15 protein-coding genes are annotated in these 17,766 nt (G+C 39.1%); 5 read left to right on the forward strand and 10 right to left on the reverse strand.

From position 1 onward, the window contains the following. Positions 1 to 62 precede the first annotated feature (62 nt). A complete protein-coding gene (panP, locus tag LT090_RS01140; protein WP_068547785.1) occupies positions 63 to 1,694 on the forward strand; it encodes a pyridoxal-dependent aspartate 1-decarboxylase PanP in 1,632 nt (543 codons plus the stop codon). Positions 1,695 to 1,796: 102 nt separating this feature from the next. On the opposite strand, the gene panC is transcribed toward panP, so the two are convergent. The 8 genes from panC to LT090_RS01180 form a co-directional block, all read right to left on the reverse strand. Beyond that, a complete protein-coding gene (panC, locus tag LT090_RS01145; protein WP_068547786.1) occupies positions 1,797 to 2,648 on the reverse strand; it encodes a pantoate--beta-alanine ligase in 852 nt (283 codons plus the stop codon). A gap of 34 nt (positions 2,649 to 2,682) precedes the next feature. Further along, entirely contained in the window at positions 2,683 to 3,477 is a 795-nt protein-coding gene (gene panB / locus LT090_RS01150) for a 3-methyl-2-oxobutanoate hydroxymethyltransferase (RefSeq protein ID WP_068547787.1), read from the reverse strand. Between the two features lie 78 nt (positions 3,478 to 3,555). Further along, on the reverse strand, positions 3,556 to 4,050 hold the full coding sequence (gene folK, locus LT090_RS01155; protein WP_068547788.1) for a 2-amino-4-hydroxy-6-hydroxymethyldihydropteridine diphosphokinase: 495 nt from the start codon (positions 4,048 to 4,050) through the stop codon (positions 3,556 to 3,558). A 3-nt stretch (positions 4,051 to 4,053) separates the two neighbouring features. Beyond that, positions 4,054 to 5,403, reverse strand: coding sequence for a polynucleotide adenylyltransferase PcnB (gene pcnB / locus LT090_RS01160; RefSeq protein ID WP_068547789.1), 1,350 nt, complete (start codon positions 5,401 to 5,403; stop codon positions 4,054 to 4,056). Between the two features lie 171 nt (positions 5,404 to 5,574). Continuing rightward, positions 5,575 to 6,480 (reverse strand): tRNA glutamyl-Q(34) synthetase GluQRS, encoded by a 906-nt coding sequence (gluQRS, locus tag LT090_RS01165; RefSeq protein WP_068547790.1) that lies wholly within the window; start codon positions 6,478 to 6,480, stop codon positions 5,575 to 5,577. Positions 6,481 to 6,489: 9 nt separating this feature from the next. Beyond that, positions 6,490 to 6,939, reverse strand: coding sequence for an RNA polymerase-binding protein DksA (gene dksA, locus LT090_RS01170; RefSeq protein ID WP_068547791.1), 450 nt, complete (start codon positions 6,937 to 6,939; stop codon positions 6,490 to 6,492). A 170-nt stretch (positions 6,940 to 7,109) separates the two neighbouring features. Next, positions 7,110 to 7,817: a DNA/RNA nuclease SfsA gene (gene sfsA, locus LT090_RS01175; RefSeq protein WP_068547792.1), complete on the reverse strand. Its 708-nt coding sequence runs from the start codon at positions 7,815 to 7,817 to the stop codon at positions 7,110 to 7,112. After that, positions 7,807 to 8,253 (reverse strand): MaoC/PaaZ C-terminal domain-containing protein, encoded by a 447-nt coding sequence (locus LT090_RS01180; RefSeq protein ID WP_068547793.1) that lies wholly within the window; start codon positions 8,251 to 8,253, stop codon positions 7,807 to 7,809. The genes sfsA and LT090_RS01180 overlap by 11 nt, the downstream gene beginning before the upstream one ends. Before the next feature lie 185 nt (positions 8,254 to 8,438). Here LT090_RS01180 and pepB point away from each other — a divergent pair, with 185 nt between their 5' ends. The 4 genes from pepB (at position 8,439) to LT090_RS01200 (ending at position 16,183) form a co-directional block, all read left to right on the forward strand. Then, a complete protein-coding gene (pepB, locus tag LT090_RS01185) occupies positions 8,439 to 9,731 on the forward strand; it encodes an aminopeptidase PepB (RefSeq protein WP_068547794.1) in 1,293 nt (430 codons plus the stop codon). Positions 9,732 to 9,943: 212 nt separating this feature from the next. After that, on the forward strand, positions 9,944 to 10,819 hold the full coding sequence (locus LT090_RS01190; RefSeq protein ID WP_068547795.1) for an ABC transporter ATP-binding protein: 876 nt from the start codon (positions 9,944 to 9,946) through the stop codon (positions 10,817 to 10,819). A 9-nt stretch (positions 10,820 to 10,828) separates the two neighbouring features. Then, positions 10,829 to 14,404 carry an ABC transporter permease/M1 family aminopeptidase gene (locus LT090_RS01195; RefSeq protein WP_068547796.1) on the forward strand — a complete coding sequence of 1,192 codons (3,576 nt, stop codon included), beginning with the start codon at positions 10,829 to 10,831 and terminating at the stop codon, positions 14,402 to 14,404. A 252-nt stretch (positions 14,405 to 14,656) separates the two neighbouring features. Beyond that, positions 14,657 to 16,183 carry a mechanosensitive ion channel family protein gene (locus LT090_RS01200; RefSeq protein ID WP_157726662.1) on the forward strand — a complete coding sequence of 509 codons (1,527 nt, stop codon included), beginning with the start codon at positions 14,657 to 14,659 and terminating at the stop codon, positions 16,181 to 16,183. Here the strand turns inward: LT090_RS01200 and LT090_RS01205 are convergent. Both LT090_RS01205 and thpR read right to left on the reverse strand, forming a co-directional pair. Next, the gene (locus tag LT090_RS01205; RefSeq protein WP_068547798.1) at positions 16,173 to 16,994 is read right to left on the reverse strand and encodes a hypothetical protein; all 822 of its coding nucleotides are present in this window, start codon (positions 16,992 to 16,994) and stop codon (positions 16,173 to 16,175) included. The genes LT090_RS01200 and LT090_RS01205 overlap by 11 nt on opposite strands. 129 nt (positions 16,995 to 17,123) lie before the next feature. Further along, positions 17,124 to 17,705, reverse strand: coding sequence for an RNA 2',3'-cyclic phosphodiesterase (gene thpR / locus LT090_RS01210; protein ID WP_068547799.1), 582 nt, complete (start codon positions 17,703 to 17,705; stop codon positions 17,124 to 17,126). Positions 17,706 to 17,766: the final 61 nt, after the last annotated feature.

The raw sequence follows: 17,766 nt of genomic DNA on the forward strand, positions 1-17,766 counted from the left end.
TTTGAATATCAATATGACGAGTAAACATCCAAAAGGAACATCGATGTTTGTTTGGATAAACTATGACAAATAATAAGCGCGTTGCGAAAGCGACCCCTGAATCATTACATCGAATCTTTACTATTCCAGAAGCACCTGATTCAACCTTAGGTCGGATTGAAGCTGAGATCTCACAAAACCTGAATGGATTTTTGGGTAATCATATTGTTGCCACAGAAAAACCATTATCAGATATAGAGAAAGATTTTGCTGATTCGCGCATTCCTGAGCAGCCGCAATATGTTTCAGATCATACCCATCACTTACTCGAAAAGTTAATTTCGCAATCGGTTCATACTTCGGCTCCTAGTTTTATCGGGCATATGACCTCAGCATTACCATATTTTCAATTGCCATTGTCAAAATTAATGACAGGTTTAAATCAAAACCTGGTGAAAATCGAAACATCGAAAGCATTTACTCCTCTTGAACGACAAGTTCTAGGTATGATGCACCGCATGGTGTATGGCGAAAGTGATAAATTTTATGAGCAATGGATGCACAGTGCTGAACACTCTTTAGGGGCGTTTTGTTCTGGCGGAACTGTTGCCAATATTACTGCGCTGTGGGTCGCTCGAAATAATTTGTTAAGAGCGCAAGGCGACTTTAAAGGTGTTGCTCAAGAAGGGGTATTTAAAGCGTTAAAGCACTATGGCTATGAAGGCGTTGCTATCCTAGTTTCAGAACGTGGTCATTATTCTTTGAAGAAAGCAGCGGACATCCTCGGTATTGGTCGTGAAAGCGTCATAGCGGTGAAAACTGATAAACATAACCGTATTGATGTTAATGCTCTAAAAGCTGAATGTGAGCGCTTAGAGGCAGCCAAAATCAAGGTTATGAGCATTATCGGTGTAGCTGGCACTACAGAAACAGGTAATATTGATCCGTTACGTGAAATCGCCGCGGTTGCAGAACAGTTTAATTGCCATTTTCATGTCGATGCAGCATGGGGTGGTGCGACATTATTATCGAATAAATATCGCTCATTATTAGATGGCATTGAATTAGCTGACTCGGTCACTATCGACGCCCATAAACAAATGTATGTGCCAATGGGCGCAGGGCTTGTGGTCTTTAAAAACTCCGCGGCTGTATCTGCAATCGAACATCATGCCGAATATATCCTACGTAAGGGCTCTAAGGATTTAGGTTCGCACACGCTAGAAGGTTCACGACCGGGTATGGCGATGATGGTGTATGCCAGCCTGCATATTATATCAAGACCTGGTTATGAAATGCTGATCAATCAAAGTATTGAAAAAGCACGCTATTTTGCTGATTTGATCGAACAAGAAGATGATTTTGAACTAATTTCAAAGCCGGAACTTTGTCTACTAACTTATCGCTATGTACCACAAATAGTGCAGCAGTTTATGCAAACTGCAAATCAAGCTCAGCAAGAAGATATCAACATTTTATTGGATAAATTAACCAAGTTTATTCAAAAGCGTCAGCGTGAAGCTGGTAAATCTTTTGTGTCTCGTACTCGAATTGAAGTGCAAGGTTACCAAGGACGCAAAGTGCTAGTATTTAGAGTGGTATTAGCCAATCCGTTAACGACAACGGATATCTTGCAAGAGATCTTACAAGAACAAAAACAGTTAGCGAGCGAAAGTTTGCAGTTTTTACCTGAACTGTTGGCCAAAATGAGCTAACCAATAAATTTGGCAACGTCTCTGATTAAACATAAAAAAGCGACTTAAAGTCGCTTTTTTATGTTTAAAGAATGCCAATTTCAAAACTCGGTTTCTAAAAAACTAAGCGTCCAACTCAACTTGTAGATTGTCAATTAAACGTGCTTTTCCACAATGGGCGGCAGCGAGAATAACTAACTTTTTATCTTCAGCTGTTGCAGGGTTTAAAGTTCTTGCATGGCTGATATGAATATAATCTGTTTTCATCCCAGAGGCGTCAATTTTAGCTGCGGCTTGCTCAATTAATGCGGAAAAGTTTTTGTTAGATTTTACTTCTTCGGCCAACCACAATAGTGTTTTACTTAGGTTAGTCGCAATTGATTTTTCATCCGCGGTTAAATAATTGTTGCGCGAGCTCATCGCCAAACCAGAACTTTCTCGCATTGTTGGTACTGGAATAATAGTGATTGGCATCGACAAGTCTTCTACCATCGATTGAATGACCTGCACTTGCTGGTAATCTTTTAATCCGAAACAAGCGATATCTGGTTGCACAATGTTAAATAATTTACATACTACCGTTGATACACCACGAAAATGTCCAGGGCGAGATTCTCCGCAGTAACCGTCCGATACGTCAGGTACTTCAACGTAAGTCTGATTCTCTAATCCTTTTGGATAAATAATTTCAGGAGTTGGCGTAAACAAGATGTCGGTGTTTGCAGCGATAAGTTTCTGCTTATCATCATCCATTGTGCGAGGATAAGAATCGATATCTTCATTGGCACCAAATTGCATTGGATTAACGAAAATACTCGCCACTATTTTATCAGCATGTTTATGTGCTTCTTCGATTAACGAGATATGGCCGGCATGAAGATTACCCATAGTAGGGACAAAGCCTATAGTTAACCCTTGTTGACGCCAGTCGCTTATTTGCTGACGTAACTGTTCAATTGTTGCAACCGTTTGCATAGTCTATAACGCTCTTTTTCTTTTGCTGCTATTTTTAGCTGAAGCTGTGCTCAGGACCTGGGAAGTTTCCGCTTTCTACTTCACTTTTGTATAACGCCACAGCGTCGCTGATGCTGTTTGTGTCATTCAAGAAGTTGCGTGAAAACTTAGGGATTTTACCCACTGAAATGCCGAATGCATCGTGCATTACTAAAATCTGACCATCAGTGACATTGCCTGCACCTATGCCAATTACTGGAATCGTTAAGGCTTCGGTAATCGCTTTAGCAAGTTCAGTAGGAATACATTCGACAACCAACACTTGAATACCGGCAGCTTCTAGCTGTTTGGCATCGTCAATCATTTGTAATGCTTTTTCGTTATCTCGTCCTTGTACTTTAAAGCCACCAAAGACATTAACAGATTGAGGTGTTAAGCCTAAATGACCACAAACCGGGACACTGCGTTCAACCAAACCTTTAATAGTTTCGACTAACCATTTTCCGCCTTCAAGTTTTACCATGTTAGCACCTGCTCGCATTAACTTAGCGGCGTTTTCATAAGTTTGCTCTGGTGTGGCATAACTCATAAATGGTAAGTCAGACATAACGAGCGCATTCTTTGCACCAGCTCGTACGCAACGAGTGTGGTAACAAATCTCATCCACAGTTACTGGTAAGGTATCCGATTGACCTTGCAGAACCATTCCTAATGAATCACCAATTAACATCGCATGAATGCCCGCTTGATCAAATTGTGAGCTGAAGCTCGCATCGTAAGCCGTGATGGTGGATATTTTTTGCCCTGCGTCTTTCATTTTTTGCAAGGTACTTGTGGTAATTCTACTCATATTGAATGTCTTTTCTTAACTAATCGTAATTAATAAAATCTAATAGAAATTGAAAGCAACAGTGTCACAGAACATATTCTAGTGCAACTTAGCAACTATATGTAGGCCATTTAAGGCTAATTTGTTTCTTAACGAAATGATACTAGTGCCATCAGGTAATGTTTCTGCGTCATTTATTTCTGCTAAAGGATAGATAACAAACTCGCGTTCTTTCATGCCGTAATGAGGTACGGTAAGCCTTTCGTGAGCAATGATTTGTTGGTCGAACAGAAGAATATCTAAGTCGAGGATTCGAGCGCCCCAGCGCTCTTCTTTGCGCACACGGCCGAAATCTAATTCAATGCGTTGTAATTGATCGAGTAGCTCGAGTGGTAATAACTCTGTTTCGATAAGAGCAACCGCATTCATATAGTCGGGTTGGTCTTGCGGCCCCATAGGTTTGCTACCATAAAGCGAAGAAACTTTTACTAACTGTGTTTTCTCTATTTTTGCTAAATGCTTTATCGCGCGCTTGATTTGCTCACTTGGGTTATCCAAATTAGCACCTAAACCGATATAAACTTTATGAGTCATCGATTAATCTTTACTTGCAGGTTTGCGACGACGACGGGTATTTCTGCGACGGTTACTTCGAACTCCTTTGAAACCCTTGACCATTTGTTGCTGTGTTTCATAAGGTGCTTCTTGGAAATTAGTCCACCAATTGGCAAGTTCTAATAGTTCACCGCCTTCAATTTCACCGCGCAGTAGTAAAAAATCGTACCCAGCTCTAAAGCGTTCATGTTCTAGCACTTTAAATGCCTTGTTTCCTTCGCGATGCATAAGCTTTTGTTGCAGGAACCAAATGTCTTTCATTGGATTTTGAAAACGTTTTGGTATCGCGATACAGCGTTGTTGCTCAGACATGGTTTCATTCATGCTCGCAAAAAACGCATCTTGATAAGGCATGCCGGTATTTACTAAGTTATTAATACCTTCTTCTATGTGATACCAAATAACCGCAGCTAATAAAAATGCCGGTGTTACTCGCTTGCCTTCATTGATACGTTTGTCAGTATTTTCTAATACCCGTGAAACGAACTTAACAGCATTACTCTGTGGCGACACCTTATAGGTTTTACTAATATGTGGAAATAGATATTCGAGTAATTGATACTGCTCTAGCAAGTGGAAGTTATCTGTTGCCTTACCACCTAAGAATAATTTTAAATATTCTTCAAACATTCTAGCCGCAGGAATGTTCGCCATAAGAGGGGCTAATTCTTTGATCGGTTTCGCCGTTTCAGTTTCGATTTCCATATCAAGTTTGGTGGCGAAACGAATAGCGCGCAGCATACGCACTGGATCTTCACGGTAGCGGGTTTCAGGATCACCAATTAAGCGAATCAGCTTGTTGTCGATATCACTAACGCCATTGGCAAAGTCATAAACTTTAAAATCTTTTATGGAGTAGTAAAGCGCATTAATGGTGAAATCACGGCGCTCAGCATCTTCGTCAATTGAACCATAGATGTTATCGCGTAATAACATGCCGTGTTCCGATTGCTTCGAGTGGGCTTTGGCCTTTGTCTCTTCGGCACTCGCATGATGTCCTCGAAATGTTGCAACTTCAATGATATCTCTGCCAAACACAATATGTGCAAGCCTAAATCTGCGGCCGATCAAGCGACAGTTTCTAAATAGTTTTTTGATTTGTTCAGGGGTTGCATTAGTCGCAATGTCGAAATCTTTTGGATGTTGGCCAAGCAGTATATCTCTAACACCGCCACCGACTAGGTATGCGTTATAACCACCTTTGTTGAGTCGATAAAGAACCTTTAACGCATTGTCACTTAACTCTTTACGAGAAATATTGTGCTCACCACGCTCAAATACAATTGGAAATTGTATATCTTCGCTATGTTGATTTTTGTCTTTTGAGACCATTGATTTTATAAGCCTGTAAAAAGCGTTAAGTGCCATAGGTGTTAAATTGCCGTGCCCGATCCATTGTAAGCGATATTAAAAAAATACCAACTCAATAATATTGCTGCGCATAATATATGATAGTAGCTAAAAAGAGAATGAAAACTGACAGTTATGCTGCGTTTATCTCATTTATAGCATGATTTCTTGTTTTTTCGGCACTAAATCGATTCGCCAATGACTAATTGCCCAATCTATTATCTTTTCGATAGATTCATTTTCAAGGTGTTGTGGAGGCTGCTGACCGAGAAATTTTAGTGCTTTTATTAGCGCTGGTTGCGGGTTATTGTTATCGATCGCTGGAGCACTATTTTGTTTACTTAGCTTATAACCTTGATCGGTTATCGCCAGTGGTACATGCATATATTTTGGTGCTTCTGCCCCAAGTGTTTTGAACAAAGTTAATTGTCTTGCTGTCGGCTCTAGTAAATCACAACCGCGAACCACTTCAGTGATCCCTTGATAAATATCATCAACTACAACCGCCAGTTGATATGCAAACAAGCCATCACGACGGTGAATAATAAAGTCTTCGGCGCTTAAAGCCGGGTCAACATGCACTGCGCCCTGAATACCGTCTACAAATTCATTACAATGATGTTCATTGACTAATCGGATGGCGCTGTTATCAAGACTATGAGCCAAATTTTTACAGTGGCCAGTATAGATGCCTCCTGCTTTTTTAATCATTGCTCGAGTACATTGGCAGTAATAACTTAGCCCTTGCTGGTGCAGTTGCTCAAGTACTTGCCAATACAAATCACTTTGCTGACTTTGATAAAGCACACTTTCATCCCAGTGCAAACCATAGGCGTCTAATGTTTTTAATATTTCACTATCGGCGCCAGGCATTTCTCTCGGTTTATCGATATCTTCAATTCGGATAAACCACTTACCATCGTTTGCTCGTGCCTGTAAAAAACTCGCAAGGGCTGCGACAAGGGAACCAAAATGAAGTAAACCCGAAGGGGAGGGAGCAAAACGGCCACGATACTGAGTATGTGGCCGTTTCGAAATTGTGTTTGCGATAGAAGTCATCAAACAGGATTAACCTGCCATTTGACGCTCTTTAATTTCTGCAAGAGTTTTACACTCGATACATAAATCTGCAGTAGGGCGCGCTTCTAAACGCTTGATGCCGATTTCAATACCACATGAATTACAGAAACCAAAATCACTTTCTTCAATTAATTGCAGAGTTTTTTCAATTTTCTTAATAAGCTTACGCTCTCGGTCACGAGTACGTAATTCTAAACTGAACTCTTCTTCCTGCGCTGCGCGATCGACAGGATCTGGAAAGTTTGCTGCTTCATCTTTCATATGAGTTACAGTACGGTCTACTTCTTCACGAAGTTGCGCACGCCATGCTTCAAGGATCTTCTTAAAGTGAGCTTCTTGAGCCGTGTTCATGTATTCTTCACCAGCTTTTTCTACATACGGGTCTACGCCAGCTAGCGCCAGAATACCGATTGGTGAGTTTGCTTTTTTAGTTGGCATGCCGAATCTCCTAAATACTACTTAATTCGAAAAGCTAAAGTTTAAAGTTAATTGATTATCTATAACAGAATGTATTTACACTAGCAATCATTGCTTTATATAAAATGAATTAGGTTAGAGAAATTCATAGATGACAGGAAATATAAGGCCAAAATATTCAATATCAAGTGTTAATCAAAAATAAATTGAAGTTTTTTTGTTATTTCAATACCCGTTGCTTCAATATCACAGCCATAACAAAGAATTTCTACGCCATTTTTAATTGCTTCTTTTAGCAATTCTGCGTATTTATTATCAATGAAATCAGCAACTTTTACCTGATTTATACCCGAGTGCTGAACACAGAATAAAAGTACCGCTCGTTTATTTTGTTTAACCAGCGACATTAATTCACGAATGTGTTTTTGCCCGCGAGTTGTCACTGCATCTGGAAAATAACCGCAACCATCAATGAGTAAGGTGGTTGATTTTACTTCAACATAGCAATCAATTTTTTCTTCATCGCTAAGCATGACATCGATTCTTGAGTTTTCTTGCCCGTATTTCACTTCCGTCTTTAATGTTTGATAGCCAATTAGTTCATTAATAACACCATTGCTAATTGCCTCGACTACCAGCTGATTCGCGCGAGTTGTATTGATACCAATCATATTACCGTCAAAATCTTGTGACAGCTCAAAAGTGCCAGGATATTTACGTTTCGGATTATCAGATAATGAATACCAAATTTTAAATCCAGGTTGTGCACAACCCGTCATCGCCCCAGTATTTGGACAATGAATTGTCGTGATAGTGCCGTCACTTAGTTCGATATCAGCGAGAAATCGTTTATAGCGTTTAATTAATGTTGCCGACTGATATACAGATTTAAATTTCATTATTTACATTTACCAATGATACGTTTAAAAAAGTCATTTTTAGTTCACCGTGTTGATTACTAATGTACAATTTTTTGGTGATAACGCCTTTACCTGGATTGCTAGCCGAGAGTCGTTTATCGGTTAACTCAATTTTTAAACTTAATGTTTCTCCAGCAAATACTGGCTTTAGCATTTTTAACTGGTCTATACCCAAACCTGCAACGGCATCAATTTCAAAATATGAGTTACTGTGAGCAAGTTTGGTTGCAATAGCAATAGTATGAACGGAACTTGCAAATAATTTGCCGATTTGATGTTTTTGAGCTGCTTTCTTACTGATATGAAATGGTTGTGGATCCCATTGTTTAGCAAACTCAATAATTTCTTGTTCGCTAACATAGTAAGTTGCCGCAGAATCTACTGTTTCGCCAATGTTTAATTTATCGAAGTGCAAACTAATTCCTTTGTAATATACATTACCGTGGGAGATGGAAGTTTTGAGATACTTAGCCTATTATAGCTTGAAATTATTGACGAAAGGTAGATGAACTTTCGTTCCGAATTCTCTATGTCAGAATAAATTTTCAATTAAATCAACATCTTTATTAATTCTGACAACGCACTCAGACAGGAATTGTAATGACACAATCAGCAATCATTAAAATAACCAATCAAAAACAAGAAAACTGGCAGGCATCTAGTTCACTATCATTTGACGGTGACACTATTGCAATATTCGTCGCAGACGACAGCAATATAGATTTAAGAGCAATTCAAAAAGCAGGTCGAAAAATTGAAGGCTTAGGTGTTAAAAGTGCAACATTATCTGGCGACAACTGGTGTGAAATGAGTCAATGGGCATTTGCTCAGGGATTTAGCAAAGTTGGCAAGTACGAAGCAATTGAATTTTGTGGCAGTGAAGACGTTGTTGCGCGTTTAGCTGATAAACAAAGTGTTTATGCTTGGGCGCGCAATTTAATCAATCAAACGCCATCACAATTAATTCCTGAAGGTCTGGCACAAAGTGCTTTAGCCTACATTAAAGGCTTAGCTCCTGATGCGGTGACAGCAGAAGTGATCAGTGGCGAAAACCTTGAGCAGCAAGGATGGACAGGTGTTTATAACGTCGGTAAAGGTAGTGTTAATGAACCAGCTATGTTGGTTTTGGATTACAACCCAACCGGTGACAAATTGGCACCAGTATTTACCACGTTAGTTGGTAAAGGTATTACCTTTGATTCTGGTGGTTATTCAATTAAACCTAGCGCTGGCATGTTTTCAATGAAATGTGATATGGGCGGGGCAGCTACTGTTACAGCGGCATTAGCACTGGCTATTAAAGGCGGTTTAAATAAACGTGTAAAACTAATTTTATGTTGTGCTGAAAATATGGTTTCTAGCTTTGCATATAAGCTTGGCGATATTCTTACTTACAAAAATGGTACGACAGTTGAGATCGCCAACACCGATGCTGAAGGTCGTTTAGTATTAGCTGACGGCTTAATTGCTGCCACCGACTTTAATGGTGAGATGATTATTGATGCGGCAACATTAACGGGTGCTGCAATGGGCGCAACTGGCGGTGAATACAATGCGATGTTTGCTCTCGATAAAGAGATGATTAGTAAAACTCAAAAAGTTGCGAATAAGCACAATGACCCGGCTTGGGAATTGCCATTAGAAACTTTCCATATGCAAAAATGTCCATCAGCATTTGCAGATACTGCTAACTCAACTACACAAAAAGGCGGTGGTGCTGGCGGCGCAAGTAATGCGGCAGGATTTTTGGCTCGTTTTGTTGGAAATCAAGGTAAAGGCTGGTTACACCTTGATTTGTCAGCTTGTTATAACGAAAACAATAGCGGTTTATGGGCAGCCGGGGCTACTGGTTCAGGTATCGCGACAATTACAGGGTTACTTTTAGAAGAATAACACTTACTAATACCCAAGTTCGACAAAAAAAAGGAAGCTTAGCTTCCTTTTTTTGTACATAAATATAAACAACATTATTTCTTACAATTGTCATCAACTTATTATTTGTTAATAAGTTGTAAAATCTTGCGTGGCGTGTCATAAATTGATGCTTAAATAAACAATTTTTATCGGCTATGGTCGAGTAAGAACAATAACAAAAAGGAATATTCATGTTAACTATCAATGGATTATCGAAAACTTATAGCAATGGCGTTAAAGCATTGGATAATGTTTCACTGCAAATACCTAAAGGGATGTTCGGTCTACTAGGCCCAAATGGTGCAGGAAAGTCTTCGTTAATGCGAACCATCGCTACATTGCAAGAAGCAGATAGTGGCAGTATTGAATTTGATGGCATTGATGTGTTTGCCGACCCACAGGCTTTGCGCCAGAAATTAGGTTATTTACCGCAAGATTTTGGTGTTTACCCAAGAATCTCTGCCTATGATTTGCTTGAGCATATGGCAATCCTGAAAGGGCTTAGTAATAAAGGTGAACGCAAAGAAGCGGTGGAAGGGTTGTTAGCTCATACCAACTTATATCAGCACCGAAAACAAGCTGTCAGTGGATTTTCAGGAGGTATGCGCCAGCGTTTCGGTATCGCTCAGGCGTTACTCGGAGATCCTGACTTGCTAGTGGTTGATGAACCAACAGCCGGACTCGATCCAGAAGAGCGTAATCGCTTTCATAATTTGCTGGTAAGTCTCGGTGAAGAAAAAGTCATTATTCTATCAACTCATATCGTTGATGATGTCTCTGAACTTTGCCCTAACATGGCGGTTCTTGCTCAAGGACAAATCGCACTTGAAGGTAATCCTATTGACCTGACTGAACGCTTGAGTGGACAAATTTGGCGTAAAACAGTGAGTCAATCTGAAGCAAATGAAATTGAACAGAACTTGACGGTTATTTCGAAACGATTATTTGCCGGCCAAACCATCATTCATGTTATTAGTGACGATGCTCCGCAGGGTTTCGAGCAGGCTCCTGCCAATTTAGAAGATGTGTATTTTTCTACTTTGAACCAACTACGCCAGTCAGCATAGGGGAACGTCATGTTTAAACAAATGTTTGTTTTTGAATGGCGTTATTTTGTGCGTCAACCTTCGTTTTATGTAACCAGTTCAATATTTTTTCTGTTAACATTTTTTGCCACTGTAAGTGAAAACGTTCAAATTGGCGGTGGTGGAAATGTATTATATAACGGTCCATTTTCTATCGCGCAAACCCTAATTATTATGGGGATTTTTGCAATGTTTTTGGTGGTTAACTTTGTTGCGAGTACCGCAACACGTAATGACACATCAAAAATGGCAGAACTGTTATACAGTAAACCAATTAATCCAATAAGTTACCAGCTCGGTCGATTTTTAGGATCATTTGCTGTTGTTGCTACCGTGTTTGCTTTTGTCCCGTTAGGGATTCTTATCGGAACAGTGCTTGGTGGCGCAGTGGGGTGGATAGACTCAGAGCGATTAGCCGCAACCAATTTAAGCTACTATTTCTCTGCTTATTTTTATATTTCAATTCCAACGCTCTTGGTTATGTCTTGTTTTTTCTATGCCTTAGCAATACGCTTTCGTTCGATGATGGCAGTATACTTAGCAGCGGTTGGTTTGTTTATTTTTTACATCGTCAGTGGTCAATTCCTTACTGATCCTGAATACCGCACAATTGTCGCCTTAGCTGATCCATTTGCAGCCAATACGTTTGGTGAAGTTACCCGTTATTGGACAATGTTCGACAAAAATAATTCAGCAATTGAGCTTAGTGGTGTGCTGTTACAAAACCGCATGATTTGGCTAGCGGTAGCAATCGTAATTATGGTTGTCTTCGGTGGTTTTAATCGTAAGATTGCGATTAATAGTAAAAAAGTTAAGAAAGCTAAAGAAAACCAAGACGACGAATTAGTTTCTCAAGTAATGGACAATAATATTCATTATCAGAGTAAAGGCATTACAACGTTAGCACACATGGTATTGCGAATTAAATTTGAAATTAAACAAGTTATATTTAGCGCGCCTTTTATCGTTTTAGGGCTTTTTACTATCTTTACTCTGGTTGCTCCTTTACTCGATCCGCAAGGAATGTATGGCGCGCCCAATTGGCCAGTAACGCAAAATATGGTCGAATTAATACGAAATTCAACCGAGCTATTTATGATAATAGTTCTAGCCTATTACAGTGCTGAAATTGTGTGGCGCGAACGTAACTCAGGTATGGGTGACATTATTGATTCGATGCCGGTAAATAGCATCACCTTCTGGTTATCCAAGATTCTGTCTATTACGCTAGTGCTTACCCTGTTATATGCTATTGGTATGTTAGTTACCATTTCAAATCAGTATCTATCGGGTTATAGCAACATTGAGTTAAGCCAATATATTGTTCGCTTAGGATATGCTAGTTTATTGCCATTTTTCATGACCGCGGTATTGGCGTTTTTGTTGCAGGTACTGAGTCCAAATAAATACATCGGTATGCTGTTGTTTGTACTGTATTTTATTTCAACAATTACCTTAAGTAATTTTGGTTTTAGCCACAATTTATATCAATTCTCTCGAGCCCCACAGTTACTGTTTTCTGACATTAATGGTTACGGTCACTTCTTTGAAAGTCGTCATTGGTATATGGCTTACTGGCTCGGATTTACTATAGTATTTTCAGCATTAACCTATGCTCTTTGGCATCGAGGACCAGCGCAACCATTAAGAGTAAGACTTAAAAAGGTTGGCTACTATTTAGGTTTGCCTGGTAAGGCGGCTGTGGCATTTGGTATTGTTTTAGCTATCTTTACTGGCTTTAATATCCATCACAATACCCGAGTACTTAATGAGTATGTTATTGAGGATGATCGTGAAGCGCTGCAAGCTGACTATGAAAAAGCCTATGTGAGCTACTTGAATGATGAGATCCCAACGATCACCAAGACCCATGCATATGTTGATATCTTTCCTAAGGAAAGGCGCATTGAAGCAATGGCAGAAATCACTGTGGTCAATAAATCAGATAAAGCAATTGACCGTTTTATGGTTACTAAACCTCGATTTTCTGAACTTTGGCAGGTCAATATTGCTGGCGGTGAAATTGGTGAGGTTGACGAAAAGTTTAACCTTGCTTGGTTTACATTTAGTCAGCCTTTACAACCTGGTGAAAGCCGTCACGGCACAATTAAAGTAGTAAGAGCCCATAACGGCTTTAGTGACGGTAATAATGATTTTACCCTATTGCATAATGGTACGTTTATTAATAACTATGAGCTGTTTCCTGCGTTTGGCTATCAAAGCAATCTGCAGTTGCAAGATCGTCATAAGCGTCGCAAGTATGGCCTAGAACCAATACAAAGGGCCAATAAGCTAGAAGATGAACGATTCTATAACGAAAGCTTCTTTGGTAAAGGCATAGGCTTTATCGACTTTGAAGCAACAATTTCAACAAGCGAAGATCAATTCGCTATCGCACCTGGATATTTACAAACTGAAAAAGTAGAAAACGGTCGACGTACATATCACTACAAAATGGATGCACCTATGGTGAACTTCTATTCGATTATGTCAGCTAAACTGTTAAATAAGAAAGAGAGCTACAAAGGCATCGATATAGAGATTTATTACCATAAAGACCATGGTATGAATGTTGATAGAATGATTGAATCGGTTCGAGACTCAATTGATTATTTCAATGAGAATTTTGGTCCTTATCAGCATAAACAGCTACGTATTATCGAGTTCCCGGGCTATCGAAGTTTCGCCCAAAGCTTTGCCAATACAGTACCGTATTCTGAAAAAATTGGTTTTATTACTGATTTGCGCGATAAGGAAAATATCGATCCAGTCTATTACGTTACGGCCCATGAAGTAGCGCATCAATGGTGGGGACATCAAGTCGGAGCTGCGAACGTACAAGGTAGCGCTATTATCTCTGAAAGTTTGTCCCAATATAGCGCATTAATGGTAATGGAAACTAAGTATGGTAAAGACAAGATTCGTAATTTCTTAAAGTATGAATTGGATCGTTATTTACGCGGCCGCAGTGTTGAAGTCCTTGAAGAGATGCCATTGATGCGCAGTGAAGGTCAGCAATATATTCATTATCAAAAAGGCTCTGTAGTGATGATGGCCATTAAGGATAGATTTGGTGAAGAACGTCTAAATCAATTACTAAAACAGTTCTTAACGGAATTTAAATATAACAGCACGCCTTATCCAACAACGTTAGATTTAATGGCGCATTTGCTTAACGGCGCAAATGAGCAAGAGCGTGAGTTTATAAGTAGTTTATTTGAATACATTAGTATCTACGATTTAAAAACGGCAGATGTGGTTACAGAGCAAAGAGCCGATGGCAAATATGAATTAACAATTACTATCGACGCAAAATTAATGCGAGCTGATGGTGACGGCCAAGAAACGGAGATTGACTTTAAAGACAATGTTGATATTGGACTTTTTAGTGATGATCCTAGTAGCTTAACGGCAAGTAACCATGTTATGTATTTGCAAAAACACTCGATTAAAACAGGCACCAACACCGTTGTTGTCGTTGTTGATGAGTTGCCTAAATATGTTGGCGTTGATCCATTTGTCAGAATGGTTGATAGAGATAGTGAGGATAATATTTTCCGACTATAAAATATCTATAGCTAGCAACGATATAAAACCGGAGTAATCAATACAGATGACTCCGGTTTTTTTATCTTTTGTTTTCACCGATTTCAATGATTATTGAATTAAATCACAGAGATAGAAATTTAATTCTATACTGAAAAGAGAGTTTACATTGGTGCTGAAAATATTTAGATGAGATATTTCAAAAAAATAATAAATAGCCTAGTTATGGTTTTGCTGCTGTGTTGCGCTGCTGTGCAAGCACAAGAAGTCACCTTGAAAGAAATAAAAGAAAGAGAATCAGAAGCCCAGCAAGCGATGATAGACAGTGAAAAAATACCCGTCGACAAGTCGTTTAAAGGTCATACGCCGTTGTCTAGCTTATTAGCATTAGCTAAAGCGATTCGAGCGGAAAATTTTGATGAGGCTATTGAATTCTTTGATTTTCGTTACACGCCAGCGACGATGACAATCGCTCAAAAGAAAGAGCTAGTTAAGCAGTTAGATATCGTCTGGTCACAGCACCATAGTTTAGATATTTCAATTTTAAGCGACGCCCCTGAAGGACACTTAAATGATGGCCTACCATCACATCGAGATTTATTAGGCGTTATCAAAACAAGCAATTCTGATATTCCTATTTATCTGCAACGTGTCCCCGATGGTAAAGGCGGAAAAGAGTGGAAAATATCGAGCCATACGGTAAATCAAATACCCATATTATGGCAAGAGTTTGGCTATCATCCATTAGCTATATCGTTAGGAGAATACCTGCCGCACTTTACCATTTTTGCGATGCACAATTGGCAATTTGTCGGCTTTATTATCTCTCTAGTACTTGCTTGGTATATTACCGCGTTAATTCGCGCATTATTGATTAAAGTTGTTTCCTACTCAGATACTTACAGTAGAACGATGCGCCGGTTTATTCGGGTGCCGCTGAGGTATTTCTTATTTTTTATTCTTATACAGTGGTCTACTGGGCATTTAGGCTTATCTTTAAATGCTCGCGCTTGGTTAGAAACCGGTACCTTGAGTTATTTAGCTGCAATCTTTTTAACTTTAGGTATTATCGAATTTATCTTTGCTCTGTATGCCAGTAAAGTAGCTCAAGAAAAAAACGCGATAGCGATAATCAAACCGCTTGTGACCACGCTCAAAATTGTCGTGGTGATAGTGTATGGCTTGAACTGGTTTGCCGATGCAGGATTTAACATTACCGCAATCATTACCGGTCTCGGGATTGGTAGTTTGGCTGTGGCGCTAGCAGCACAAAAATCTTTAGAAAACGTTTTTGGTGCCTTTACCTTATACCTTGCTCGACCGATTAAACCGGGAGATATGTGTAAGTTTGGTAATACTCAAGGTCGTGTTGAAGAAATTGGTTTACGTTCAACCAAGATACGTAAACTTGATCGAAAAGTAGTTTACGTACCCAACTCCGTGATTGCTTCAATGGAGCTTGAGAACATTGCTGAAATTGATAATCGCAGATATCAAAAACGTTTAAGAGTTCGATTGAATACCGAAATATCACGATTAAAAGCGTTGACCGGTGCCATTCGAGAGTTGATAGATAACCACCCGAATACCATCGATTTAGAGCGATATGTTCGGTTTGAAGATATTGACGAGGATGCTTTTGTGATTGTTATAAATTGCTATTTAACAGTCTCGGGCCGTGTCGCTTACAAAGAGCTTGAAGAAAAAATCAATTATCAAGTGATGGACATTGTTGATCAACATGACATTGAGTTAGCCATACCGGAATACAATATTTCGATGAATACAGTTAAAACATAAGACCAGCACAAAACAACACCCAATAGGCAAATGCCGCCAGAGTTATTTTTGTTTTTTGGGCCTGAGCAATGTCAACTTCAGGGATATGTTTTACTGTTGCTATTGTCGCAGCCATTGATGGTAATGCAAAAATAAAAATCATAGTACTGATAGGCAAATCAAGAAAGTAAATATTCATTAAGCTAACAATGCTTGTCGAAATTAATATTACCGTTTGAATCGTTAATATTTGACTGACAGAGCTGGGTAGACTTTCCATAGAAACAGAGCCTTCAGCCTGTATGTTTGCTATCAATTTCTGTGAAAAAGGCGATAAACAACTTAGTAGTGCAGCATTCAATGAAATCATGACAATAGTGGTATTTAGCTGCGCTGTATGCAAGTAAAAGCTCAATGTAATTGGTAGTATGGCGATACATACTACATGCAAGAATAACCCTTCTATACTCGGCATTGGGCCACTTGAGCTTTGAGTTCTAGTATTCACTCTTATCGTCATCAGCAATAGCGCACAACCCATCAATGCCATAGAAATAGCAATAAGATTCCCTGGTAAGTTAATGTGTATAACGGCGATTAAAGTTAAAGTAAAAACTAAAAAGCAGGATAGAATTAACATCAACATTTGTCGGCTGACTTTAACTTTAATGGCATTTTGCTTGTTTCTAGAAACTATATCTGATCTTACAAACGCGCGTTGGTAATCTTGCGATAAATTAATACTCATTTGAGCGAGAATAGTCAGCATTAGTAGAGAACTAAATAAGGCGCCGTCGGTAACGCCGTAAAACGCAGCTAAGGTACTTCCCAATATTATGCTTGAGCATGGTAAGAAAAAACTTCTAGGTTGTATTGCAGCGAGAAACAGATTGATAAAAACAGAACTAACCATAGTGTTTAAATAGCCATACTTAATAATATTGATTTTAGTGAGCGCAGTTTAACGTAAATTCTCGATTGGCAACAGCGGCCACTGATTTAGAACCTTATATTTTACCCCTTGTTCGGTTGATATTGACTGATATAAACAAAATGAATCAAATGACAGTTCTATATCAATGGATTTATTGAACGGTGGTAAATATTTAGCTTTCCGGCAAAGGGTTAAATGCGGCACATATTGCCGGTTGTTTAATGCAATACTGTTTTGAATAGCAACTCGATGACAAAAATTGGCCAAGTCATATACCTGCTGAGGGCAATCCTTGACTCCTAAGTACAATATTTTCGGCCTTTTCCAGAATCCTAAATTATCCAGGGTAAGCTTAACTGGTTCGATGGCTAGTAAGGTTCCAACTTGTACCCTGTCAATTGTTAGCACTAAATTATCATAGGTCTTAGCATCAACAAGCCCCAAAAAGCTCAGGGTAATATGAAAGTTATCGACTGCGACATTGGCAAAGTCATGGTTGAGATTTTGCCGGTGCCAAAGGTCAATTTTTTGTTTTTGAATTATCTTAGGATTTAACCCAAAAAATAGTCGCATCATGTTAATATCAATTTGTTTTAATTCGAAAGTCATTTGAATAGGCTTTAAATATCTTTCTTAAGAATACCCTATAACCAGCAATTACTAATTTAAA

The organism is Thalassotalea crassostreae (assembly GCF_001831495.1).
In the GTDB taxonomy this organism is placed as follows: Bacteria; Pseudomonadota; Gammaproteobacteria; order Enterobacterales; family Alteromonadaceae; genus Thalassotalea_A; species Thalassotalea_A crassostreae.